Below are 24,324 nucleotides of genomic sequence, written 5' to 3'. Positions count from 1 at the left end.
AATGGACATAACACCAATATGCCCATCCCTGGCCGACGCCATGGGACATGTCCAGCCGGTTTTCATGGCTGCAATGGACATGCCCAGTGTTGGCCCGCGCCGAGGGACATGTCCTGCGGGTTTTCAGGCCTGCAAGGGACATGCCCGGTGTTTGCCTGCGCAGTGGAACATGTCCCGTGGGAGTCACACGCTCAGAGGGACATGTCCAGCCGTGCCTGAACACACTGGGCATGTCCCGGGGGGGCCGCCAGGAGGCTACTCCCCCAGCACTTCCAGGGCCTCGAGCCATTCGAGTTCGAGGGCTTCGCGTTCCCCGGCAAGTTCCTGGAGTTTCGCGTTGAGCCCGGCGAGCTGGTCGAACTTGCTGGCGTCCCCGGCCCCGGCCGTCATCTGGACGTGGATCTTGTCTTCCTGCTGCTTGAGTTTGCCCAGCTGGCGGTCGATCCGGTTTTTGGCCTTGCGGGCGTCGCGCTTCTCGGCCTCCGAAGGGCCGGCGACGGCGGCGGCGGAGCCGGCACTGGAGGAAGTGACGGGGTTCCCGCCGCCGGTGATCGTGGAGCCTGCGAGGGCGCCTTCGCGCAGTTCGAGGTACTGGTCGACGCCGCGCGGGAGGGCGCGGATCTTGCCGTCGCCGAGGAGCGCCATCTGGTGGTCCGTAACACGCTCCAGCAGGTACCGGTCGTGGCTGACCACAACGAGGGTGCCGGGCCAGCCGTCGAGCACGTCTTCGACGGCGGCGAGCGTATCGGTGTCGAGGTCGTTGGTCGGCTCGTCAAGCATCAGCACGTTCGGCTCCCCCACGAGCAGGCGAAGGAGCTGCAGGCGCCGGCGTTCGCCACCGGAGAGGTCCTTGACCGGGGTCCACTGCTTCTCGTTGGTGAAGCCAAGCTGTTCCACGAGCTGGCCGGCGGTGAATTCCTTGCCGCCGACGTTGAAGGAGCGCTTTTCACGCTCGATCACTTCGATCACGCGCAGGTCCGAGACGTCGTCGAGTTCCTTGACCTCCTGGGTGAGGACCGCGGTGACCACCGTCTTGCCGCGCTTGACCTTCCCGGAGCTGGGCTGGATCTCGCCGTTGAGGAGCTTCAGCAGGGTGGTTTTGCCGGCGCCGTTGACGCCCACGAGGCCCAGCCGTTCACCCGGCGCCAACCGCAGGGTGATGTTGTCGAACAGCTTTTGCCCGGCGTCGCCACCGAGGAAGTCCAGCGAGACGCTCTCGAGGTCCAGGACGTCCTTGCCGAGCCGGGCGGTGGCCATCTTGCTCAGCGCCGTCGAGTCGCGCGGCTCCGGGACGTCGGCGATCAGGGCGTTGGCCGCCTCGATCCGGAACTTGGGCTTGGCGGTGCGGGCCGGGGCGCCACGCCGGAGCCACGCGAGCTCCTTCTTCACGAGCTGCTGGCGCTTGCTTTCCATCACGGAGGCGGAGCGGTCACGTTCGGCGCGGGCCAGCACATAGGCGGCATAGCCACCGTCGAACGGGTCCATGATGCCGTCATGGATTTCCCAGGTCTTGGTGCAGACTTCATCGAGGAACCAGCGGTCGTGGGTGACCACGAGGAAGGCGCCCTGGTTGGGCCGCCAGCGGGTCTTCAGGTGCCGGGACAGCCACGCGACGCCTTCGACGTCGAGGTGGTTGGTGGGCTCGTCGAGCATGATGACGTCGTGGTCCTCGATCAGCAGCTTGGCCAGCGCTACTCGCCGCTTCTGCCCGCCGGAGAGCGCGTGGACGTTGGCGTGCCAGTCGACGTCGGACACGAGTCCGCCCATGACTTCGCGGATCTGGGGATTGCGGGCCCATTCATAGTCAGCCTGGTCCCCAACGATCGCAGCACCGACGGTGAGGTCGCCGTCGAGTACGTCGCTCTGGTCCAGGTAACCGATGTTAACCTCGCTGCGCTTGGTCACCCGGCCGGTGTCCGGGGTGGAGCGCATGGCCAGCAGCCGCATCAGGGTCGACTTGCCGTCGCCGTTGCGGCCCACCATGCCGATCCGGTCGCCCTCTTCAAGGCCGAGGGTAATGCCATCGAGGACGGTACGGGTTGCATACGAAACCGTGAGGTTTTCGCCGCCGAGCAGGTGTGCCACTGGGAACTGCTTTCTTAGGTGTATCGGTGAAGTAATGCTGTGAAGTCAGGAGACGCGGTGCGCCAAAAGCTCCTAAAGGAGCGTATCTGAGATGATGCGGGCCCCGTGCACCGGGCCGTGCACCGCCATGGCGTCGAAGCTGTGGTGCCGAAGATCGTTGGCCAGCCCCTCAGCCGCCGCCGGGTTGTGTGCAAGGAACGCAACCGTGGGTCCGGAGCCGGAGACGATCCCGGCAATCGCCCCTAGGGATTCACCGAGTCCGAGGGTGTCCCTGAGGCCCGGGGCGAGTTCGATCGAGGCGCGCTGCAGGTCGTTGACCAGGACACGGCTCAGGGCGTCGGCGTCCCCGCCGCGCAGGGCCTGGAGGATCATCGGGTCCACGGCGGTGGGTTCCTCGGTCACCGTGCCTTCGGCCACGCGCAGCCGGTCCAGGGCGCGGTAGACCTCAGGGGTGGGCAGGCCGAAGTCCGCCGTCACGAGTACCCAGTCGGTCTGGGCCTTGACGAGGGCGGGCGAGAGGTCGTCGCCTAAGCCGAGCCCCACGGCCGTGCCGCCGAGCAGCGCGAAGGGGACGTCGGCTCCGAGTTCGGCGGCCAGGTGGGCCAGCTCGTCGCGGGACAGGCCGCTGTTCCACAATGCGTCGCAGGCCAGCAAGGTGGCGGCGGCGTCGGCGGAACCGCCGCCCATGCCGCCGGCCACAGGCACCCGTTTCGTGATCTCCAGGTGCACACCGGTGGAGTGTTCCGAGACGTCTGCCATGATGGCCGCCGCCTTGTAGGCCAGGTTGCGGTGGTCGAGCGGGATGTCGGCGCCGTCAAGGGTGCTCGCGTTGCTGAGGCTGACGGTGATTTCGCCGGTATCGGTGCTGGTGGCGGCAACTTCTTCGTAGAGTGAGACGGCCAGGTAGACGCTGGCAACCGAGTGGAAGCCGTCCGGTCGCAATGGTCCGACGTCCAGTGAGACGTTGACCTTGCCTGGAGCCTTGACTCGAACAGTCCTCGCGGCAAAGCGCTCTCTCACTGCGTTCATGGCTCCACGCTATGGCATTGCGGCCCGGGCTCCAAGCACGGAACCGCTCCCACGGGAACCCATGAGGAGCGCACGACAATCTCAGGAGACCGGCTGCTCGTGGGCTTCGGCGATTCTGGCGAACGCCGCAATGTCTATCACCTCACCGCGGGCGGCGGGGTCGACGCCGGCGGCCCGCAGGCAGCGTTCGGCCTCGGCCGCACTTCCGGCCCAGCCAGCCAGCGCAGCCCGGAGCGTCTTGCGGCGCTGCGCGAAGGCGGCGTCAATAACGGCGAAGACCTGCTCCCTGGTGGCAGTCGTGACGGGCGGCTCCCGGCGTGTGAACGCGACGAGTCCGGAATGGATTTTGGGCGCAGGCCAGAAGACGTTCATGCCGATCACGCCGGCCTTGCGCATGGTGCTGTACCAGGCGGCCTTGACCGAGGGCACGCCGTAGGTCTTGGAACCGGGGCCCGCCGCAAGGCGGTCGGCGACTTCATCCTGGACCATGACCAGGCCGTGCTGCAGGCTCGGGAAGTGCTGCAGGAGGTGCAGCACCACGGGGACGGCGACGTTGTAGGGAAGGTTCGCCACGAGCGCGGTCGGCTCGACGGGCAGCTCGGTGACCCTCATGGCGTCGGCCAGGACGAGGTGGAAATTCCCGGCGGCGTGCGGCCGCCACTGGCCCACCGTGGCCGGCAGGCGCCCGGCGAGGACCGGATCGATTTCGACGGCGACCACGCTCCGGGCGGCGTCCAGCAGGCCAAGGGTCAGCGACCCGAGGCCGGGACCGACTTCCAGCACTGCCTCATCGGCCCGGATGCCGGCGGTGTTCACGATCCGCCGGATGGTGTTGCCGTCGATGACGAAGTTCTGGCCGAGGGTCTTCGTGGGCCGCACGCCGATTTCCTCTGCCAGACGGCGGATATCGGAGGCACCCATGAGCGGTGCGGGCGCCGCTCCGGGGAGGCTTTCGGGGGCGGAGGGGCTCGGTTCAGTCACCTAGGTATCCTATCCCGGCGCCGGTACGCCGCAGGCCGGGTCCGGAGGGAATCCGGACCCGGCCTGTGCGGTCCCCTGGCTGTAGTCAGTAGCCGCGGAGTCGGGCGGTTTGTGGCCGGCTGTCGGCCGCCGGGCTGGCCTACTGGTCTGGCGTGCTAGCTGGAAGCAGCCCAGCCGCAACCCCAGGGCTGCAGGCCGCGCTGGGCGTAGACGCGGTTGGCGACGGCGATCTGCTGGGCCTTGGTGGCCGCAGCGGCGTTCGGGGCGTAGGCGCCGCCGCCGGAGCTGAGCCAGGTCCCAACATCGAATTGCAGGCCTCCGTAGTAGCCGTTGCCGGAGTTGATGGACCAGTTGCCGCCGGATTCGCACTGGGCGATCTTGTCCCACATGCCCTGGTTCATCATGGCGGGGGCGGATGCGCCGGTGTTGGCGGCGGGCTGGGGCTTTTCCTTGGTGCCGACAGTCACCTTTTCGGTGACGGGCTGGGTGCTGACGGTCTCGGATACCAGGGTCCGGGAGGCTTCGCGGCCGTCCACGAGGACCAGTTTGAAGCTCTTGCTGGTGGTGCCGGCGACGCCGGCCTGGGTGACCGTCTTCTCACCCTTGAACATGTCCGAGCTCTCGGTGGTGAGTGTTTCGAAGGCGACGGGCTCGGTGGTCTTGGCCGTCTTGCTGACGTCGACGCGGGAGATCTTGATCACCATGTCATTGACCACGGGAGCGTTCCCGGGCTGGGAGACGCGGTCGCTGGCTCCGAGCGAAACCCCGGCGTCCTCAAGGACCTTGGCCACCGTGGCCGCGGTCGTGGTGGTCGCGGTTGCCTTGCCGTCCGCGACGACGCTCACGGTCTTCGGCGTCGTGATGGAAACGAAGGAGCCGGAGACGGCGAGCTGGGCGTCTTTGGGTACAGAGACCTGGGAGGCGCTGGCCACCCCGAGTTCGGTCACGAGCCCTGCAACGGTGGGCGAGGTAGTGGAGATGGTCCGTTCGGCGCCGTCCAGGCTGACCTTGACGGCCTTTGCGAGGTTGACGTTGATGACTGACCCGTCCTGCACGTGGGCGTCCACTGAGGGCGACACCCTGTCGGATGGCTGCAGTTCAACCTTGGCACCCTTGACGACTTCCCCGACGGTTCCGCCGAAGGACTGGACGGAGCTGACTTTGCCATCCACGTTGAGTGTGATCGTCTTGTTGTTGCCGACGAAGGCCACGAGGCCCAGCACCAGTGCCACCAGCACTACGAGCTGCGTGCCAACCTTGACGAAGCTGAACTTTCCGTCCGATGTGAAGAACTTGACCACAATTGCCCGAATCTCTTGGACCTTCCGGGCACGGGGATAAGTGCACATGACCACCCTTCGTGAGCGCGCCAACGGCGGCTCCGGACAACGTCCGGAACGTCACGGAACATGCGTGCACTGCCTCACCCAAAACGAGAGCGCACATGTGGTTCGTTTGCCACAATGCACGCCCTGCTGGAGTGAAATTGACCGTAGGCCTTCCCCGACCCCGGCTAACAGTTGCCCACTGTAATCGAAGCGTTATAAAGGAACCAAGAATTTGTGCATACCCGGTATCTACGCCGGGCGGCTGAACGGGGTCCGTTCAGTCCCAGGATCCGTACGCCCGCACGGTATTTGCGGCGATCTGCGTGCACAGCTCGGCGAGCTCCGAACCAGTCACATCGGCCATGGCGCGAACCGTATACGGAACCATGTAGCTCGCGTTCGGGCGGCCGCGATGCGGGTGCGGGGTGAGGAAGGGCGCGTCGGTCTCGACCAGGATCCGGCTCGGCTCCGCGATTGTCAGCGCTGACCGCAGGTCCGCCGCGTTCTTGAACGTCACGGTGCCGGCAAAGGACATGTACCAGCCCTCCGCGTTGCAGGTCCGGGCGAGGGCCTCGTCGCCGGAGAAGCAGTGGAAGACCACCCGCTCCGGGGCCCCCTCCTCGCGCAACACCTGGACGACGTCGTCATGGGCGTCGCGGTCGTGGATTTGCAGCGTCAGTCCGAGCCGTTTGGCGATGTCGATATGGCGGCGGAACGAATAGCGCTGGTGGGCCAGGCCCTCCCCCTCGGTCCGGAAGAAGTCGAGGCCTGTCTCACCGATCGCCCGGACCCTCGGATGGGCGGCCAGGGCCTCGATCTCGGCCAGGGCGTCCTCCAGTCCGCCGCGCCGGGCGTAGCCGGGGGCATCGTTGGGGTGGAGGGCAACGGCGCCTAGGAGCCGCGAATCAAGATCAACCGCCTTGACCGTAAACCGGGACGATTCGAGATCGCAGCCCACTTGCACCGCACCCTGGACGCCCACCGCTGCGGCGGCGTCGAGGGCGTCCTTGATGCCCACCACGAGCTCCGCGTCGGGAAAGTCCAGATGCGTGTGGTTGTCCATGACCGACACGGGAAGCGGCTCCGGTGCGGGCGGATACCCGCTGCGTCCGGTACCGTCATCTCCGGGCGACCGGAACGGGACGGGAGTGAGGGGATTGAGCATTCATCCACCCTAACCGGGGTCCAGAAATCCCCGGAACTCTCTGTCAGGCCCGGCAGTTGTGTTAGTAGTCTGTTAGTACTCTGTTATTTCCCCGTTAGGAAACAGGCGAACGCCACTGCGGGGTCCGGCGGCCGCTGGCGGTCAGTTCCGGGACCCACCAGGGCTGAAAGGCTGCCGATGGATTACCACCGCTCTTCCGTAGACGACATCCTCCCCGATGGACAGAGACTCCCGGGCCGCCCCGGCATGGACCTAAACGCAGCCGGAGACCGGTCCTCGGCGCCGGCTATGGACGCGGATGCCTTCCACTCAGCCAGCACCCGGATCCTGACGTCCATCAATACGGTCATCGACGGCAAGGCCGAAGCGGCCAAGCTGGCGCTCACCGTGCTCCTCGCCCAGGGCCATCTACTCCTGGAAGACGTCCCGGGGGTGGGCAAGACGCTGCTGGCCAAGACCCTGGCCCGCACCATCGACTGTTCCGTCAGCCGGATCCAGTTCACCCCGGACCTGCTCCCGTCCGACGTCACGGGCGTGTCCATCTACAACCAGGCGACCCGGACCTTCGAGTTCCGGCACGGCGCGGTGTTCGCCAACATCGTCATCGGGGACGAAATCAACCGCGCCTCGGCCAAGACCCAATCAGCCCTGCTGGAGTGCATGGAGGAGCACCAGGTCACGGTGGACGGCACGTCCTACCGGCTGGATGAGCCGTTCATGGTGGTGGCGACGCAGAACCCCATTGAGATGGAGGGCACGTACCCGCTGCCGGAAGCGCAGCGGGACCGTTTCATGGCCCGGATTTCCATGGGCTACCCGGACCGCGAGTCCGAGATGGAGATGCTCGAGACCCACCAGGCCTCGTCTCCGCTGGCCCGCGTGACGGCAGTGGTCACCGCGGCGGAAGTGGCCGCCATGATCGCCACCGTGCAGCAGGTCTACGTGTCCCGGTCCCTCAAGGAGTACACAGTGGCCCTGGGACGGGCCACGCGTGAAAGCGGGCTTCTCCGGCTCGGTGCCAGCCCGCGGTCCATGCTGCAGCTCCTGCGTGCGGCGAAGGCCACCGCCGCGCTGGAGGGCCGGGACTTTGTGCTGCCGGACGACGTCGTCAGCGTCGCCGAAGCGGTGCTCGCCCACCGGATCATCCTCGACCGCAAGGCGGCCAGCGCGGGCGAGACGCCGCAAAGCGTCATCCGGGCCATCATCGCCAAGATCCCCGTCACGCCGGAAGTGACGGCTTCACCCAACGGAACCGGCCGCCCTGGCCGGAAGCAGGCCTCGGCCATGGCGGCCGCGCCGTCACCCAAACTGCCGAATCCGCGCTAGGAAATGGGTCCGCCGTGGCGTTGAAGGATCGGTTGCCCGGACACTTATTCAGCACCCGCGGCTGGGGCCTGCTCGGCGCGGGCGCGCTGTCCCTGCTGGCCGCGCAGATCATGGGGCGCCGGGATCTGCTGGCGCTGGCCGTCCTGCTGCTGGTCCTGCCCGTGCTGGCCCTGGCCGGAACCCGCGTCCTGAAGCCGAGGTTCCAGGTCTACCGCGAATTCAGCCCGTCGCCGGTCGAAACGTCCGCGCGCACCACGGTGCGGCTGGCCGTCGCGCGGACCGGGACCGGCGCGGGCCACGCGGTCATGGAGGAACACTTGCCGGCCCGGTTCGGAGAATCCCCCGCCTTCCGGTTCCCGGCACGTGCGGCCGCCGGCGGCACCAGCCGCTATGAGTACCACCTTCGTTCGGCCCGGCGGGGCCAGTTCCTGATCGGGCCCGTCACGGCGGAGTTCAGCGACCCCTTCGGGCTGTCTTTCCACCGCCACGCGATTGACGACGGCGACCTCCTCACCGTGACGCCCGCCGCCGTTGAGCTCCCCGAGACGGGGCTCGCCGGCGCCCGCGGACACGACGGCGTCACGCCCACGCGGGCCCGGGCCAATCCAAGCGACGACGACGTCATGACCCGCGAATACCGCCACGGGGATCCGCTGCGCCGTGTGCACTGGGCCGCGACCGCCCGCCACGGGTCCCTCATGGTGCGGCAGGAGGAATCCGTCACCACCCCCGAGGCAACCATCATCCTGGATCAGCGCCTCTCGGCCTATCCCCACGGCGTGTCTGGCCACGGCGCCTATTCCTCGGGCGGGCACTCGGGCAGCGGGGAGGGGGACGGCCATGATTTGCTGACCTGCGACGCCTTCGAGTGGGCTGTCACGGCGGCGATGTCGATCGGCGCGCACCTCGCGGAACGCAACTACTCTCTGCGGTTCCTGGACACCGCGGGCGCGCCCGCCTTCCGGAATTCACCGTCCGCTCCCGACCCGATAGCCGAGGAATACACCGGAACTGCCGGACTGCAGTCCATCGCGGAAAGCCTGGCCGCCATCCAACTTTCCGGCCCGCACCACCACGCCTACCCGCACCGTGACCGCGCCCCGCAGCACCGCCCGCAGGAGGCGACGGCGGGAGCCAACGCCTCGCAGGTCTTCGACGACGCCCTGATGGACAAGCTCTCCGCCCACCGGCTGCGGGGCCCGGTCCTGGCGGTCCTTGGCAGTCTGTCCCCGGCTGAGGCCCGGGCGCTGTCCCCGGCCGCCGGTTTCGGCCCGAACGCATTCGCGCTGCTGGTCACGGAGCAGGCACAGGATTCCGGTGAGATGCCCGAAGTACTGGAGGCGCTGCGGCGGGGCGGATGGCGGGCCGTGGCGGTAACTCCGCGGAGCTCGCTGCCGGACGCATGGGCAGCCTTCGACCAGGCGGACCCGGCGATGTCCGCTGCGGCCGACGTCCGCCGCGGCGTGGGGGGCCGGCCATGACGCTCGCACCGCACCGCAGCTCCGGATCTGACACCGGCACGGCCGGCAACGCGGAACCGACAGTCCTGTCCTCCGGCGCGGTGTCCCGGCCGGATGGACCCGCCGCCCAGCCCTGGGTGATGGGGACCGCCGTCGCGGTGGCAGTCGCGGGCGCCGCCCTCGGCTTCAACGGCGTTCTGCGTGGGTGGGCCTGGTACTCCCCGGTGTTCAGCACCGTTCTCTCCGTCGCGTTCTCCGTGGCGATGCTCCGGTCGCTGCGGGCCCGGACATGGTTAGTCTCTGCCGGCGCCCTGGTGGCGCTCATAGTGGCCCTGACCTTCATTTTCTTCCGGCAGCACAGCATTGCCGGGTTCATCCCGTCCCCGGAGACCATGATCTACCTGGGAAAGTTCCTCCGGCGGGCCAGCGAAACCGTCCTTGCCGAGAGCACCCCGGTGGCCCCCAACGCCGGAATCGTCATGCTGATCTGCGCGGTCCTCGGGCTGCTGGTGATCCTCATCGATGCGCTGGCCTTCCCCCTGGCGCTGCCGGCCACGAGCGGGCTGGGGATCCTGGCCATCCTCGTGGTGCCGGCCATGGTCAAGCCGCAAAGCGTGGGAGTGCTGGGGTTCGTGGGCGCAGCCGTCGGGTATCTGTTGATTCTCGGGTGCAGCCATTGGTTCACGCCGGATGCCCGCACCCTGGCCGACACCGCCCGGAACCCCGGGCAGCTCCGGCGCGGAGCGGTCACGGCCGTCGCGGCGCTGACCGTCACGCTGCTGCTGCAGCCTGTCATCCCGGGTTTCGACCAGGGGACGTTCCCGCAGGGCTCGCGGCTGAACCCCTTCGGCAGCGCCACCGGCCTGAATCCGATGATCAGCCTGGGCAACAGCCTGCGCAGCCCCTCGGGCGAGGGCCGGATCACATTCGCCACGAACGCGCCGACGACGCCGTACCTGCGCTCGGTGACGGTGGACAGCTTTGACGGCGACTCCTGGTCACCCGATGACCGGGAGTCCACCCGGCAACCGGGGACCGGCAGGATCGAGTCCGGGCTTGATAGTGCCCCGACGGAGCTCCGAGTCATCACGGCCGTCAACACCGGCCAGTACACGAGCCCGTACCTGCCCGCGCCGTATGCGCCGGAAGCGGTCAACGGCCTCACGGGGCGCTGGAACTGGGATCCTGCCACGCTGAGCATCAAGGGGGTCGACACCAACTCCCGCGACCAGCAGTACGTGGTCACGTCCGTCACTCCGCAGCTCACCGCGGCGCTGCTGGCGGGGGCCTCCGAGCCGGTGCGCGGGATCCCGGAGCAATTCCTGCGGCAACCGTCGAACGTTCCGGAGGTTGTGAGCAGCACGGCCAAGACCGTGACGGCCGGAGCCGCCTCGCCGTATGCGCGGGCCATGGCAATCCAGCGGTACCTCCGCTCCACCGAGTTCAGCTACTCCCTGCAGTCCCCTGTGCAGGGCGGCTACGACGGCAACGGCCTGTCCGTGCTGGCGGACTTCCTGAACCAGAAGAGCGGCTACTGCATTCATTTCGCCTCTGCCATGGCCGTGATGGCCAGGCTGGAGGGCATTCCGAGCAGGATCGCCGTGGGCTACGCGCCGGGACGCCCCACGGGGGCCACGGTGGCGGTCTCGGGCCAGGGTCCGCTTCCGGAGTTCGAGGTCGATGCCCGGGACGCCCATGCCTGGCCCGAACTCTACTTCCAGGGCGTCGGCTGGGTCGCGTTTGAGCCGACGCCGTCCCGCGGCGTCGTTCCGGCCTACGCCACGGATGCCGCCTCGTCCAGCGGCGCCAGCACCAACGAACGCAACGACGCCCTGACTCCCGGGGACGGTTCCAGGCAAGCGCCGGTCCCGGCCCCCGGCACGGTTCCGCTGCCCGGGGCCGGAACGCCGGCGCCCGGTGACGCGCAAGGGGCCCAGGCGCTGTACGGCGTTGGTGCGATGCTGCTGCTGGCATTGCTGGTGGCCTCCCCGCGGCTGGTGCGCAGCGGCGTGCGGCGCCGCAGGCTGAGGACGGCGGCCCGCGGCTACCCCGGTGCCACGGGGACGGCCCTGCCGGCGTGGGCGGAACTACGGGACCTGGCCACGGACTACGGTGTGGCGCCCCAAGCTAGCGAGACGCCGCGGCATTTCTCGGAGCGGTTGCGCGCCTCGGCGGCATTGGGGGAACCCGGCGGCGCCGACGGGCCTGGGCAGCGGGCAGCGGCCGCCCTGACCGAGGACTTTGAACGTGAGCGGTACGGCCGCCCGGGCGGCGCTGCGGGACCGGCGCAGAACGCAGACTCCGCGGATCCGGCCGGCTCCGCCGCGGCCAGGATCGCCCTGGTGCAGGCCGCGCTGCGGGCCAACGCGAGGCCCCTGGTCCGGCTGCGCGCGGCCTGGCTGCCGCCGTCGGTCATGTCCGGCTGGCGGCGGGCCCTCCCGGCGCCCCGCCGGTTCCTCTCCCGGACAGCACAACTTTCCCGGACAGCACAACTTTCCCGGACAGCACTAGGCACCCGGCGGGGACTCGCGGAATCCTGGGGGAAGTTCCGCAACTCTGTCCGCCGGGTGCGCCGCGGTTAGGTTGTCTGCCTAGCCGGCGTAGGGGTCGGCGATGCCGATGTACTGGGTGTAGAGGTATTCCTCGATGCCCTCGAGGCCGCCTTCGCGTCCCAGGCCGGACTGCTTGACGCCGCCGAACGGGGCGGCCGCGTTGGAGACCACGCCGGCGTTCAGGCCCAGCATGCCGGTCTCGAGCCGTTCGCCCATCCGGATGCCCCGGTTCAGGTCCCTGGTGAAGACGTAGGCCACGAGCCCGTACTCGGTGTTGTTCGCGAGCCGGACGGCCTCGTCCTCGGTGCCGAAGGTGATGATCGGGGCGACGGGTCCGAAGATTTCCTCGGACAGGATCCGGGTGCCCTCGGTCACGCCGGTGAGGATGGTCGGCTGGTAGAAGTAGCCCGGGCCCTCGACGGCGGAACCGCCGGTCACCGCGACCGCGCCGGCGGCGACGGCGTCGGTGACGAGCTCGTGGACCTTGTCCCGGCTCTTGGCATCGATCAGCGGGCCGACCTTGGACTCAGCCTCGGTACCCCGGGCCGTGGTCATCTCCGCCATCTTCGCGGCGAACTTCTCCGCGAACTCCTGCGCGACGGACTCGTGCACGATGAACCGGTTCGCCGCGGTGCAGGCCTCGCCCATGTTCCGCAGCTTCGCCACCATCGCCCCGGCGACGGCGGCATCGACGTCGGCGTCCCCGAACACCACGAACGGGGCGTTCCCGCCGAGCTCCATCGAGGTCCGCAGCACCGTCTCGGACGCATCCGAGAGCAGCCGGCGGCCCACCTCGGTGGAGCCGGTGAACGACAACTTCCGCAGCCGGGAGTCCTTGATCAGCGGCCCCGTCGTGGCACCGGCAGTGGAGGTCGGGATGACATTCAGAACACCGGCGGGCAGCCCGGCCTCGACCATCACGGCCGCGAACAGCTGGGAGGTCAGCGGGGTCAGGTTCGCGGACTTGAGCACCATCGTGCAGCCGGCCGCGACAGCCGGGGCGATCTTGCGGGTCGCCATCGCCAGAGGGAAGTTCCACGGCGTGATCAAAAGGCACGGGCCCACCGGCTTCTTGGTCACCAGCAGCCGGGACTTCCCGTCCGGGGACACCGAGTACCGGCCGAAGGCGCGGACGGCCTCCTCGGAGAACCAGCGCAGGAACTCCGCACCGTACGTGACCTCGCCGCGGGCCTCGGCCAAGGGCTTGCCCATCTCCAGGGTCATCAGCAGCGCGAAGTCCTCGGCCCGTTCGGTCACCATCTCAAAGGCGCGGCGCAGGATCTCGCCGCGCTCCCGGGCCGGGACCTTCGCCCAGGACTCCTGCGCGGCAGCGGCCGCGTCCAGGGCCGCCATGCCGTCCTCCGGACCGGCGTCGGCAATGCTGAGCAGGACCTTGCCGGTGGCGGGGTCCTCGACGTCGAAGGTCTTCCCGGACGCGGCCGGACGCCACTCGCCGTTGATCAGCAGGCCCGTCGGAACGGACGCCAGCAGGGCGCTCTCCCGCTCCGCGGAAACAATAGGCTGGGCAGTTACAGTCACAATGACTCCCTCGTCAGCAATTCGGTTGGCCCTAGTTTCTCGGCACTAGTTTGTCTGAATTAGTTTTTGGTGTAGGCGCTCGTTCCCGCAGGCAGGCCCGGGCGTCTGGATTACTGCCACGGTACTGCTGCGCTCACGGGCAAGTCTATGCATGCACGCACTACCCGATCCAGGACATGCTGTGCAGCTGCACAAACCGCTCCATGCCACCCGTGGGGGCCGGAACCGGCTGGCCGGTGCGGCTCAGAGGCGCCCGGAGCACGTCTCTTTCATCACCGCGCGGCGAGGACCGCGGCATAGAGTTCGCGCTTGCTGACTTTCGCGTCGTCGGCCACTGCGGCCACGGCCTCCTTCAACCGGATGCCTTGGGCTATCAGCCCGTTGACGGCAGCCACCTGGTCCTCGGGACGGCCTGGTTCGCGTTCGGGAGCGCCGCCCACCACCACGGCGATTTCGCCGCGCACCTCGTTGGTCTCGGCCCATTCGAGCAGTTCGCGCAGGGTGCCGCGGATGACCTCTTCGTAGGTCTTGGTGAGTTCACGGCACACTGCGGCGCGGCGGTCGGCGCCGAAGCTTTCGTGCAGGGCCCGCAGCATGGGTTCGAGCCGGTGCGGCGCCTCGAAAAACACCATGGTTCGCCGCTCGGCGTCGAGGTCCGCCAGCCGCGAGGAGCGTTCGCCCGCCTTGCGGGGCAGGAACCCTTCGAAGCAAAAGCGGTCCGTCGGCAGGCCGGAGAGGGCCAGGGCCGTCAGCACGGCGGAGGGTCCCGGCGCCGCGGTGACGGTGAGGCCGGCCGCTACGGCGCCTTCAACCAGCCGGAACCCCGGGTCCGAGACGGACGGCATGCCGGCGTCGGTCACCATGACCAGGGTCTTGCCGGACCGGACCTGTTCCAGCAGGTCAGCAGTCTTGGCGGCCTCATTGTGCTCGTGATAGCTGATGATCCTGCCGGCCACGGTGATGCCGAGGTTCTGCACAAGGCGGTGCAGCCTCCGGGTGTCCTCCGCGGCGACGATGTCCGCCGTCGTAAGCAATTCAACGAGCCGCGCCGAGGCATCGCCGGCGTTCCCGATCGGCGTCGCCGCGAGGACGATCCTGCCGGGGCCGCCGGCGGCGGGAACGCCAGTTGCCGCAACGACGGCGACGGCTTCGTCGTCGAGAGGAGGATCGAGGGGAGGAAGGGGGGAAGTGCTGGGTTCGTGGTCCACAGGACCAGCCTACTGCCGCCGGGGCGCGGCCCTGCGAGCACAGCTGCGAAAGGTAGCATGGGCAACGTGACCCAGACCCCCACGCGGCCGCCCGAGGCTGGCCCCGCCGCATCGCCGACAACAGGTCCCAACGGCCGGGCCGGGAGCCGCTTCCGCATCGGCCGCAATCTTGAGGGACACCGCTGGATCGGCCGCCCCGCCGAGGCCAACACCCCGGAGGCCCTCAGGGAACGCCTGATCGGCAGCATCCAGAGCTGGCGGGACTACCCGGCGTCGCTTCGGCTCTGGTACTGGCTCATTCCGGCTCTCACGGCCGCGCTGGGCGGCGTCCTGCGGTTCGCCCGGTTGGACACGCCTCGCAACCTGGTCTTTGACGAAACGTACTACGTCAAAGACGCGTATTCATTCCTGGTCAGCGGGTACGAGCGCAGCTGGCCTGACCGGGCGAACGACTCCTTCATAGCCGGCAACCCCGGCGTGCTGCTGAACACGCCGGAGTATGTGGTCCACCCGCCGGTCGGCAAATGGATGATTGCCGCGGGCATGTGGCTGTTCGGGGCGGACAATCCCTTCGGCTGGCGGTTCGGTGCTGCCCTGACGGGGACGCTGTCCATCCTCCTGCTGGCCCTGATCGCGCAAAAGCTCTTCCGCTCGCTGACCCTGGGCGCTGTTGCCGGCGTCCTGCTCGCTGTGGACGGCCACCACCTCGTCATGTCCCGGACCTCGCTGCTGGACATCTTCCTCATGTTCTGGATCCTTGCCGCGTTCGGCGCCCTGCTGATGGACCGCGACGACGGCCGGCGGCGGCTGGCAGCCCGGCTCGGCCGGCAGGCCGCGGCCTCTGCCACGGGGCGCCCCTCGGCGCTCCAGCTCACCTCCGGGCCCTGGCTCGGCATCCGGTGGTGGCGCCTCACGGCAGGAGTCTGCCTGGGCCTGGCGGTCGGCACGAAATGGTCCGCCCTGTTCTTTCTGGCTGGATTCGGCCTGCTGACCGTCTTCTGGGACCTCAGCGCGCGGCGCATAGCCGGCGTCCATGCCTGGATCAGCGGCGGCATCCTCAAGGACGGCGTCCCGGCCTTCCTGAGCATCGTTCCGGTGGCCGCCGTGGTCTACGGCGCCACGTGGACCGGCTGGTTCCGGTCCAAGGACGCCTACTTCAGGCACTGGGCCGAGACCAACCCCTCGGCCGAGTGGGGCTGGCTGCCGAACGCCATACGGTCCCTGGCGCATTACCACCTTGAGGCCTACAAGTTCCATCAGGGCCTGAGTTCGGACCACCCGTACGAGGCCAGCGCCTGGAGCTGGCTGGTCATGGGCCGGCCCACGTCCTTCTTCTACGAATCCCCCGCCCAGGGCAGCCCGGGCTGCGATTTCAGCCACTGCACCACCGCCATCCTCTCCGTGGGCAACCCGCTGATCTGGTGGAGCGCGGCCGTGAGCCTGGGCGTCCTGCTGTTCTGGTGGGCGGGCCGCCGCGATTGGCGCGCCGGCGCGGTCCTGGCTGGAGTGGCCGCGGGTTATCTCCCCTGGTTCATGTACCCGGAGCGGACCACCTTCTTCTTCTACGCCGTCTCCTTTGAACCGTTCCTGGTGCTGGCGCTCGTCTATTGCCTGGGGCTGGTGCTCGGCCAGCGCGGCGACCCCCTCTGGCGCCGGCGATCCGGGTTTTACCTGGTGGTGCTGTTCGTGGTGGCGGCCGTGCTCGTGTCCGCGTTCTTCTACCCGGTCTGGACCGCTGAGGTGATCCCCTACCAGGAGTGGCGCATGCGGATGTGGATGCCGTCCTGGATCTAGGGCAGGATTGCAGGGGAGGTCCGCCGAACTCCAGGCGGGCCAGGAAATGGAGATTCGGCTGTGAGAGAAGCAAGCACCGGACTGCTCGTGGAGCTGGATCCGGGGAGCAACGTGACGGACCTGCTCCTGGAGCAGCACGCGAAGGACCCCGTGCACGCCCTCTACGCCCGCAAGGGCCCCAGCGGCTGGAGCGATGTCTCCGCCCATCACTTCCTGGAGCAGGTCACTGCCCTGGCCAAAGGCCTGATTGCCGGCGGACTCACTCCAGGCGAAACCGTCGCTGTCATGTCCGCCACCCGGTACGAGTGGACGGTGGTGGACTTCGCCATCTGGTTCGCCGGCGGCGTCACCGTCCCGATCTATGAGACCTCCTCCGCGTCCCAGATCGAGTGGATCCTCCACGACTCGGGATCCCGGCGGGTGTTCGTCGAGGACCAGGCCAAGGCCGCCGTCGTCCAGGGCGTCCTGAACGCCTCCACCGTCCTCGGCGACCGGCTTGTCGCCGTCGTGCGGATGGACCACGACGGCGCGGCACCGAACCTGGCGAGCCTGGCCGCGGCAGGCACCGGGGTGACCGACGCCGAGCTCGAACGGCACCGGAGCGCTGCGTCCCTGGCGGACGTTGCGTCCCTGGTCTACACCTCGGGAACCACCGGCAAGCCCAAGGGCTGCGAGATCACCCACGCCAACTTTGCCCTGGTCGCGAAGAACATCGGCCACTTCTTGCCCGAGATCCTCATGCAGCCGCGCTCCCGGACGCTGATGTTCCTGCCCCTGGCGCACGTTTTGGCCCGGGCGGTGCAGGTCATCTGCCTGAGCTCCGGCTCCACCCTCGGCCACACCGCAAACGCCAAGGAACTCCTGGACGACCTGGCCAGCTTCAAGCCCACCTTCCTGCTGGTGGTGCCCCGGATCTTTGAAAAGGTTTATGCCGGGGCCGCGCAGACGGCTGCCGCAGCGGGCAAGGAGCGCATCTTCACGGCTGCAGCGGCGGCCGCGATCGACTACTCCAAGGCCCTGGACGCCGCCTCCCGGGGCAACGGCACGGGACCCGGGATCTTCCTGCGGGCCCGGCACGCAGTCTTCGAGAGGCTGCTGTACCCCAGGCTCAGGCAGGCCTTCGGCGGCCAGCTGCGTTACACGGTCTCCGGTGCCAGCCCACTGAGCTCCAACGACGCCCATTTCTTCCGCGGCGCGGGCATTCCCGTCCTTGAAGGCTACGGCCTGACGGAAACCACGGCGCCGTGCACGGCCAACACCCCTGCCCGGACCAAGGTGGGGACAGTCGGCATCCCGGTGCCGGGAACCACGGTCCGGGTGGCCGACGACGGCGAGATCCTGGTCAAGGGCATCGGCGTCTTCAAGGGCTACCACGCCAACGAGGCCGCCAACGCGGAGGCGTTCGTGGACGGTTTCTTCCGGACAGGCGACCTCGGCTCACTGGACGAGGACGGCTTCCTGACCATCACGGGCCGGAAGACGGACCTGTTGGTCACGGCCGGCGGCAAGAATGTCGCCCCGGGCCCGCTCGAGGAGAAGATCCGCGAACACCAACTGGTCGGACAGGCCGTGGTCATTGGAGACGGCCGGCCGTTTGTCTCGGCCTTGGTCAACCTGGACCCGGAAGGACTGCGCAATTGGTGCGACGCCCGGAAGGTGCCCGTCATGGCTCCGGCCGAAGCCGCCGCCAACGAGACGGTCCGGGCCTCGATCCAGGGCGCCATCGATGAGGCGAACCTCCTGGTCTCCAAGGCTGAGTCCATCCGCAGCTTCGTCGTCCTGGACGCCGACTTCACCGTGGAGTCAGGGCACCTGACCCCCTCGCTCAAACTCAAGCGGGCCACCGTCGTTCGGGACTACGCGGCGCAGATCAACCGCATCTACGGCTGAATCCAAACGGCAACTGGCCCTTTCAGACGGTGTGGCGTGTGCGCGTTGCGCCCTCTGCCTCGGTGCCGGTGCTGCCGGCCGTACCGTCCGCCGCGGGCGCTGCCTCGGCGGTGGCGTCCATCCCGGCGTCAGCAGTGGTGTCCTTGGATGTGTCGGCCTTCTTTTTCTTGCCTAGGCCGCGGCGCCGGCGCGTGGGCCAGGTCAGAATCAGGGTGAGAACGGAAGCAAGCAGGACGAGTGCTCCGATGACAATCCCGGCATCCATCCAGAACTGGCCCGGGAAGAGCCTGATCAGGGTGTCCTGGAGCGTAAATGTCCAGGTCCCGTTGGCGAAGAAAATATGGTGGAAATCGGTGAAGAACTGCTCCCAGCCGAGGACGGCGAGAGTTCCGAGGCCGATGATGATCGCGAGTGTGACGATCGAGCCGGCGAACAGGCCGCGGCGGACTCCCCCGCTGTGTTTCCGCTTCAGGTAGATCACAGCAACCAGGCCCAGCAGGATCAGCAGCGTGCCGGCACCGAACGTGGACAGCATGACGGTCTTGACGTCGGCCATGTGGCTGACTTCGCCGTCCTTGAACAGCCGCTCGCCGCTTTGGTCCACAAGATTGCCAAGGTAGCGCGGGCCCGACCAGTTGCTGAGGTAGTCCACCGCGTAGGAGCCGTAGGTCATGCGGTCATCCGTGCTGAAGCCGTACCCGTCGCCGGGGAAGCCGGGACGGTTGTATTCCACCCAGAGGAACAGGGGGCTGGTCACGGCGCGGACGGCGAGCACCAGCAGGATGACCGGGTAGAACACGGCGAGCAACACCTGCATCACCCGGGGCAGGACGGGCTTGGCCTTGGCCGCCTGCTCGCGTTCGGCATTCCGGCGTTCGGCATCCCGGCGTTCGAGGTCCTCCTGCGGAGAACTCGGCAGGGCCGGGCCCTGAAGCGTCTCGTCAAAGGCGGAGTCCTGGCGACCCCCGGCTGATGACCCGGACTTCCCAGCCTCCGTCTGGAGGACGGCGGCTTCGGCCGCCTTGCGGTCAGCGCGGCTCCCGGGCTGACGGGCTGCGGACGCTGCCGCGGCGGCCGCCGCAGCAGCTGCGGCGCCGTCGTCCTTCGTGGCTGCGGGCTTGCCGGCAGAGCCTGCGGCGGAGCTGGCTGATGGTTTGTCAGCACGACCTGCTACCGAGCTGCCTGCAGGCTTGTCGGCAGAGCCTGCGGCCGAGCTGCCTGCGGGCTTGCCGGCAGAGGCGGCTGCAGAGCCTGCGGTGGAGGCGGGCTTCATCCACTCGAACGCCGGCTCGTCGGTGTCGTCCGTGGGATCCAGATGCGGATCCGGCCGGTCGGCAGGGGTGGGACTTTTGTCTGTCACGTGGAGCTTCGCTTCCGTAGGCTTCTGTGCTGCCCGGCCTGCGCCCGGCTGCGCAACTTATCTGGCTCCGAGCCTACCGTCAGAGGATTGGGCCCGGCGAGGTGCCACCCCGTCAGTTGGCGTATTTGGCCCAAGGGATGTTCCAGTCCCCGAAACCGTCATCGAAGTTGGCGTACTCCCCCTCGGTGTTCACCACCTGGACGACGTCGCCGGTGGTCATGTTGTCGAAGACCCACTTCGCGCCCTCCGGGCCCAAGCCAATGCAGCCGTGGGAGAGGTTCGCCTTGCCGACGTAGGGCATTGCGGAGTCTGTGGCCTGGTGGATGAACTCCCCGCTGGGCGTCAGACGCGTGGCGTAGTTGACGTCAAGCTGGCCGTAGTAGGCCGGATCCCCCGGTTTGAGCCCGATCGTGGAGGCATCCATGTGCTCCACGCGGTGCTTCTCCATGAACACCAGGAAGCCCCGGGCCGAGGGGAACCGGGTGTCGCCCATGGTTGCCGGCCAGTGCCCCGCCGGCTTGTCGTTGATGCTGACCGAGAAGGTATGGGCCTTGGCGTCGGCAACCGCCACTTTCTTGTCCCCGATGTGGATGGACACCTTTTTGTTGAAGTTGCCGACCTGCCCCTTGCCCAATTCGACGCCGAACAGTTTCATGTCCATGGTGATGGTGCTGTTCGCGGCCCAGAAGGCCGCCGGCCGGTACCTGACGGTGTTCTTGTTGAACCAGTGGAAAGCACCCACCTGGCCGGACGTGGAGGTGATCTTGATGGCCTTTTCGACGGCGTCCCGGTTCAGGACCGGCTCGCTGAAGGTGATCTGCAGGGGCTGGGCCACGCCAACCTTCATCCCGTCCAGGGGGTAAATGGCGGCGTCGGCCTCGTTGGCGGTCGAGACGGTAGTGAACGAGCGTGTGCTGTGGGTCTGGCGTCCGGCGTCGTCCAGGACGGAGTACGTGAAGTCGTACCGGGTGTTGAACGTCAGGTCGCCGGAGGAACTCCAGGCGGATCCGTCCGCGCTCAGGGTGCCGTCGACGGTGTCGCCGTCATCGCTCGTGAGGGCCACCCGGTCAATGCGCCCGTTCTTGACCTTCAGGGATACTGGTGCCGCCGGGTTGACCTGCAGGGCGCCGTCGGCGGGCGTGAGCGCGAGCTCCGCGGGGGCCACCACCGGGGCGGCGAGTCCCGGCGTCGTCCGGGCCGGGGATCCCGCTTCGGAGGAAATCGCGGACTGGGCCAGCCCCGGAGCCGCCGCGGCGAAGGCTCCGCCGCCCGCTGCCAGGGCGCAGACCATCCCCAGCAACGCAATCTTGCGGCCGGTACTCCAGGTTTTCAGGGCCATCACAGGGCCCGGGCGTTTCCACACGTCATCCTGACAGCATAATTGAGTTACCTTGGAACCCCGGACCGTTTCGACCACGATCCGGTTACAAAAGTGCCCCCAAAACGGTCACGACAAAGGGCCCCGGACCTGAGCCCGGGGCCCTTCGGGACACTTCCTAGTAGCGGTAGTGGCCAGGCTTGTACGGCCCGGCCACCTCGACGTCCAGGTACTCGGCCTGTTCCTTGGACAGCTCGGTCAGCTCCACGTCCAGGGCACCCAGGTGCAGGCGGGCCACCTTCTCGTCCAGGATTTTCGGCAGGACGTAGACCTGCTTCTCGTATTCACGCTCACCCTCGGGCTGGCCGGCCTTCGTGAACAGTTCAATCTGGGCGATCGTCTGGTTGGCGAAGGAGTTGCTCATGACGAAGGAGGGGTGTCCGGTGGCGTTGCCGAGGTTCAGCAGGCGGCCTTCGGACAAGACGATGATGGAGCGGCTGCTCTTTCCCGTGGCAGAGTCTGCTTCGAAGACCCACTCGTGAACCTGGGGCTTGATCTCGACCTTCTTGATGCCGGGGACCCGGGCCAGACCGGCCATGTCGATCTCGTTGTCGAAGTGGCCGATGTTGCCCACGATCGCCTTGTCACGCATTTCGGCCATGTGCTTGGCCATGATGACGTCCTTGTTGCCGGTGGTGGTGATGAAGATGTGGCCTTCGCTGAGGACGGATTCCAGTTTGGCGACCTGGTAGCCGTCCATGGCCGCCTGAAGCGCACAGATCGGATCGATCTCCGTGACGATCACGCGCGAGCCCTGGCCGCGGAATGCCTCCGCGGCGCCCTTGCCGACGTCGCCGTAACCGCAGACGACGGCGACCTTGCCGCCCATCAGAACGTCGGTGGCGCGGTTGATGCCGTCAGGCAGGGAGTGGCGGATGCCGTACTTGTTGTCGAACTTGCTCTTGGTGACGGAGTCGTTGACATTGATGGCCGGGAAGAGCAGCTTGCCCTGCTCCGCCAGCTGGTACAGGCGGTGCACACCGGTGGTGGTCTCCTCGGTGACGCCGAGCAGGAGGGAGCCGATGCGGGTCCACTTCTGCGGGTCGGCCTGGAGCGAGGCTCGCAGCACGTCGAGGAAGACCCGGCCTTCCTCGGATTCGTCCTCGGTGGCGGCGGGCACAGCACCGGCGGCCTCGAATTCAACACCCTTGTGCACCAGCATGGTGGCGTCGCCGCCGTCGTCCAGGATCATGTTCGGACCCAGCTCAGGGTTGGCGTCGGCGCCCGGCCAGGTGAGGATCTGCTGGGCCGTCCACCAGTATTCCTCCAGCGTCTCGCCCTTCCAGGCGAAGACGGGGACGCCCTGGGGGTCCTCGGCGGTGCCGGTGCCGACCACGACCGCGGCGGCGGCTTCGTCCTGGGTGGAGAAGATATTGCAGGAAGCCCAGCGGACTTCGGCGCCGAGGGCGGTAAGGGTCTCGATCAGCACCGCGGTCTGGACCGTCATGTGCAGCGATCCGGCGATCCGGGCACCCTTGAGCGGCTGGCTCGCGCCGAACTCCTCGCGCAGGGACATGAGGCCGGGCATCTCGTGCTCGGCGAGGCGGATCTGATGGCGGCCCGCCTCGGCCAGGGAAATGTCCGCAATCTTGTAATCGAAAGTCATGTGAATCCTTTGTTGTGGCCGGTGGTGTTGCGTGTCTGGAGCTGGGTGTGTCCGGGTCTAAGCAGTCATTCGTTGCCGGGGGCGTCGCTGATGGGCGGTCGGCAGGTTTTTTGGGCGGCCGTTATTCCGCGGCGTGGCGCGGGGCTGTGCCGTGCTGACCGCCGTCGGGCTGACCGGCGTCGTGCTGATCAGCGTCGTGCTGATCAGCGGGGGCCGCCGCGGCAGCGGGCAGGAGTTCCGGCGGCAGCAGCAGGGGGATGCCGTCCTCGATCCTGTACCGCAGCTTGTTCCCGGCTTCATCTGCCGTGACGGTGACGAGCTCGTCGCCTTCCTGCACCAGGCCGGACCCGGTGACGGGGCATCGCAGGACAGACAACAGTTCGGGACTGAGCTTGGGCATGGTGAACGCTCCCTGATGGGCGCCGCGAAAGGGCACCGGTGGCTGACGGCTTTTTGCAGTTTCCACCCTACCGCCAGTTGGCGCCTTAGGAAGGTTCGCGCAGGACGCGCAGATGCCCGCGCCTGGCGCCCTCGGCCGGGGCCGGTGCTTCCAGCGCCGGGTGCAGCGTGCGCTGCCCCTTTGCCGGTTCCGCCGCAGCCGGACGGGAGGCTGCCTCGCGGACCGCGTTGGCCAGGGCCAGAAGGTCGTCGGGGCCGGGACCGGCCGGGGTTGCCGGCATCGCCAGCCGCATGACTTCCCAGCCGCGCGGCACGGTCAGCGAGTCGGCGTGCTGTTCGCACAAGTCGTAGCAGTGCGGTTCGGCGTACGTGGCGAGCGGGCCCAGAACGGCCGTGGAGTCTGCGTATACGTACGTCAAAGTGGCCACCGCAGAATTGCGGCAGGCAGACCTCGAACAAAGACGAATTGCACCCACGACATCACAGACTACTCCCCCTCGGGCCGGGGGCTGCGCATTGAAACGCCCGTGCTCATGCCGCGGCGCGGCGGCGGCGGATCGCCGTCTGGCCGTATCGCGTAAATCATTCCGCGGGTTTAGAGTCAACATATGCAGTCATCGCACCACGATTCGGGTTTCACGGTCCGGTTGGCTGACCCCGACGCCGGACGTACAGGCGCCGGTTCCGGCCCCGCCGGCGCGCCTCTGGCCGGTTCGCCCGCCGCTGTCCAGGGAAAGAACTTCCGGCAGCGCCGCAGGAACCGGCACGGCCGGGGGCTTCGCGGCGAACTCATGCTCCCCACGTTGCCCGGCTACCGGACCCGCTCCGACCGCTTCGATGACTTCGTCCTGGACTCGGCGCAGCGGCTGCACGACATCTGGGGCAAACCCCTTGACGGCGTCCGCTTCGCCGTTGACGAGATCCCTCCGGGCCTGGAGCAGCTCGTGGCGGACCGCACTCCCGCGCCGATGGGCGCCTTCACGGCCGCGACGGCCGAGGACGGACCGGTCATCACGCTGTATCGCCGGGTGGTGGAACAGGCGTGCGGAACCCGGGACGAGCTCCAGGACCTGGTCCACGACGTCGTCGTGGAATACACGGCTGAGATGCTCGGGGTGCCCCCCGAGTCCCTCGACCCGGTCTATCGCCGCCGGTACTAGCCGAACCCGGCCCGGGATACCTGGCACCCCGCGATGCCTTGGCCTGCCGCGGCCGCCCTTGTCT

Annotated in this window: 18 protein-coding genes; 6 read left to right on the top strand and 12 right to left on the bottom strand. The window is 68.1% G+C overall.

Annotation, left to right across the window (positions count from 1 at the left end):
- Positions 1-255: 255 nt before the first annotated feature.
- From BLQ10_RS00765 to BLQ10_RS00745, 5 genes are all read right to left on the bottom strand, one after another.
- The gene (locus BLQ10_RS00765; protein WP_091557181.1) at positions 256-2,085 is read right to left on the bottom strand and encodes an ABC-F family ATP-binding cassette domain-containing protein; all 1,830 of its coding nucleotides are present in this window, start codon (positions 2,083-2,085) and stop codon (positions 256-258) included.
- A gap of 72 nt (positions 2,086-2,157) precedes the next feature.
- Positions 2,158-3,114 carry a 4-(cytidine 5'-diphospho)-2-C-methyl-D-erythritol kinase gene (locus BLQ10_RS00760; RefSeq protein ID WP_091557180.1) on the bottom strand — a complete coding sequence of 319 codons (957 nt, stop codon included), beginning with the start codon at positions 3,112-3,114 and terminating at the stop codon, positions 2,158-2,160.
- Between the two features lie 81 nt (positions 3,115-3,195).
- Positions 3,196-4,095 carry a 16S rRNA (adenine(1518)-N(6)/adenine(1519)-N(6))-dimethyltransferase RsmA gene (gene rsmA, locus BLQ10_RS00755; protein ID WP_091557177.1) on the bottom strand — a complete coding sequence of 300 codons (900 nt, stop codon included), beginning with the start codon at positions 4,093-4,095 and terminating at the stop codon, positions 3,196-3,198.
- 155 nt (positions 4,096-4,250) lie between these two features.
- Positions 4,251-5,444 carry a resuscitation-promoting factor gene (locus BLQ10_RS00750; RefSeq protein ID WP_254785334.1) on the bottom strand — a complete coding sequence of 398 codons (1,194 nt, stop codon included), beginning with the start codon at positions 5,442-5,444 and terminating at the stop codon, positions 4,251-4,253.
- Between the two features lie 256 nt (positions 5,445-5,700).
- Positions 5,701-6,588, bottom strand: a complete 888-nt coding sequence (locus tag BLQ10_RS00745; RefSeq protein WP_091557172.1) for a TatD family hydrolase — start codon at positions 6,586-6,588, stop codon at positions 5,701-5,703.
- 177 nt (positions 6,589-6,765) lie between these two features.
- Between BLQ10_RS00745 and BLQ10_RS00740 the strand changes: the two genes are divergently transcribed.
- Genes BLQ10_RS00740 through BLQ10_RS00730 form a run of 3 tightly spaced genes read left to right on the top strand, consistent with a single transcriptional unit; the run spans position 6,766 to position 11,956 of the window.
- A complete protein-coding gene (locus BLQ10_RS00740; RefSeq protein WP_091557170.1) occupies positions 6,766-7,914 on the top strand; it encodes an AAA family ATPase in 1,149 nt (382 codons plus the stop codon).
- Between the two features lie 14 nt (positions 7,915-7,928).
- A complete protein-coding gene (locus BLQ10_RS00735) occupies positions 7,929-9,395 on the top strand; it encodes a DUF58 domain-containing protein (RefSeq protein WP_091557167.1) in 1,467 nt (488 codons plus the stop codon).
- A complete protein-coding gene (locus tag BLQ10_RS00730) occupies positions 9,392-11,956 on the top strand; it encodes a transglutaminase TgpA family protein (protein ID WP_091557165.1) in 2,565 nt (854 codons plus the stop codon). The genes BLQ10_RS00735 and BLQ10_RS00730 overlap by 4 nt, the downstream gene beginning before the upstream one ends.
- A gap of 9 nt (positions 11,957-11,965) precedes the next feature.
- Here BLQ10_RS00730 and BLQ10_RS00725 read toward each other — a convergent pair whose 3' ends face one another.
- Both BLQ10_RS00725 and rsmI read right to left on the bottom strand, forming a co-directional pair.
- Positions 11,966-13,465: an NAD-dependent succinate-semialdehyde dehydrogenase gene (locus tag BLQ10_RS00725; RefSeq protein WP_091557162.1), complete on the bottom strand. Its 1,500-nt coding sequence runs from the start codon at positions 13,463-13,465 to the stop codon at positions 11,966-11,968.
- Between the two features lie 272 nt (positions 13,466-13,737).
- On the bottom strand, positions 13,738-14,559 hold the full coding sequence (gene rsmI, locus BLQ10_RS00720; protein WP_091557896.1) for a 16S rRNA (cytidine(1402)-2'-O)-methyltransferase: 822 nt from the start codon (positions 14,557-14,559) through the stop codon (positions 13,738-13,740).
- A 171-nt stretch (positions 14,560-14,730) separates the two neighbouring features.
- On the opposite strand from rsmI, the gene BLQ10_RS00715 reads away from it, so the two are divergent.
- Entirely contained in the window at positions 14,731-16,467 is a 1,737-nt protein-coding gene (locus tag BLQ10_RS00715; RefSeq protein WP_091557160.1) for a dolichyl-phosphate-mannose--protein mannosyltransferase, read from the top strand.
- Between the two features lie 60 nt (positions 16,468-16,527).
- Positions 16,528-18,357, top strand: a complete 1,830-nt coding sequence (locus BLQ10_RS00710; protein ID WP_091557157.1) for an AMP-dependent synthetase/ligase — start codon at positions 16,528-16,530, stop codon at positions 18,355-18,357.
- 22 nt (positions 18,358-18,379) lie between these two features.
- On the opposite strand, the gene BLQ10_RS00705 is transcribed toward BLQ10_RS00710, so the two are convergent.
- From BLQ10_RS00705 to BLQ10_RS00685, 5 genes are all read right to left on the bottom strand, one after another.
- Entirely contained in the window at positions 18,380-19,717 is a 1,338-nt protein-coding gene (locus BLQ10_RS00705; protein ID WP_091557154.1) for a TIGR01906 family membrane protein, read from the bottom strand.
- Between the two features lie 112 nt (positions 19,718-19,829).
- Entirely contained in the window at positions 19,830-21,056 is a 1,227-nt protein-coding gene (locus BLQ10_RS00700) for a L,D-transpeptidase (RefSeq protein WP_091557152.1), read from the bottom strand.
- Positions 21,057-21,213: 157 nt separating this feature from the next.
- A complete protein-coding gene (gene ahcY / locus BLQ10_RS00695) occupies positions 21,214-22,701 on the bottom strand; it encodes an adenosylhomocysteinase (RefSeq protein ID WP_091557150.1) in 1,488 nt (495 codons plus the stop codon).
- A 121-nt stretch (positions 22,702-22,822) separates the two neighbouring features.
- Positions 22,823-23,101 carry a Trm112 family protein gene (locus tag BLQ10_RS00690; RefSeq protein WP_091557148.1) on the bottom strand — a complete coding sequence of 93 codons (279 nt, stop codon included), beginning with the start codon at positions 23,099-23,101 and terminating at the stop codon, positions 22,823-22,825.
- Between the two features lie 85 nt (positions 23,102-23,186).
- Positions 23,187-23,576, bottom strand: coding sequence for a DUF3499 domain-containing protein (locus BLQ10_RS00685; protein ID WP_091557146.1), 390 nt, complete (start codon positions 23,574-23,576; stop codon positions 23,187-23,189).
- Between the two features lie 132 nt (positions 23,577-23,708).
- Here BLQ10_RS00685 and BLQ10_RS00680 point away from each other — a divergent pair, with 132 nt between their 5' ends.
- Entirely contained in the window at positions 23,709-24,260 is a 552-nt protein-coding gene (locus BLQ10_RS00680) for a metallopeptidase family protein (protein WP_091557144.1), read from the top strand.
- The last annotated feature ends 64 nt before the right edge of the window (positions 24,261-24,324 follow it).

It is taken from the genome of Arthrobacter sp. ok362, from assembly GCF_900102785.1.
Taxonomy (GTDB): Bacteria; Actinomycetota; Actinomycetes; order Actinomycetales; family Micrococcaceae; genus Arthrobacter.
This window is presented reverse-complemented; position numbering and strand designations above follow the sequence as displayed.

Excerpts from the sequence above, each read along its gene's own strand:
- BLQ10_RS00715 (WP_091557160.1), top strand. The coding sequence starts at position 14,731 with ATGGGCAACGTGACCCAGACCCCCACGCGGCCGCCCGAGGCTGGCCCC.
- BLQ10_RS00680 (WP_091557144.1), top strand. The coding sequence starts at position 23,709 with ATGCAGTCATCGCACCACGATTCGGGTTTCACGGTCCGGTTGGCTGAC.
- BLQ10_RS00745 (WP_091557172.1), bottom strand. The coding sequence starts at position 6,588 with ATGCTCAATCCCCTCACTCCCGTCCCGTTCCGGTCGCCCGGAGATGAC.
- BLQ10_RS00760 (WP_091557180.1), bottom strand. The coding sequence starts at position 3,114 with ATGAACGCAGTGAGAGAGCGCTTTGCCGCGAGGACTGTTCGAGTCAAG.
- BLQ10_RS00740 (WP_091557170.1), top strand. The coding sequence starts at position 6,766 with ATGGATTACCACCGCTCTTCCGTAGACGACATCCTCCCCGATGGACAG.
- BLQ10_RS00750 (WP_254785334.1), bottom strand. The coding sequence starts at position 5,444 with ATGTGCACTTATCCCCGTGCCCGGAAGGTCCAAGAGATTCGGGCAATT.
- ahcY (WP_091557150.1), bottom strand. The coding sequence starts at position 22,701 with ATGACTTTCGATTACAAGATTGCGGACATTTCCCTGGCCGAGGCGGGC.
- BLQ10_RS00690 (WP_091557148.1), bottom strand. The coding sequence starts at position 23,101 with ATGCCCAAGCTCAGTCCCGAACTGTTGTCTGTCCTGCGATGCCCCGTC.
- BLQ10_RS00730 (WP_091557165.1), top strand. The coding sequence starts at position 9,392 with ATGACGCTCGCACCGCACCGCAGCTCCGGATCTGACACCGGCACGGCC.
- BLQ10_RS00700 (WP_091557152.1), bottom strand. The coding sequence starts at position 21,056 with ATGGCCCTGAAAACCTGGAGTACCGGCCGCAAGATTGCGTTGCTGGGG.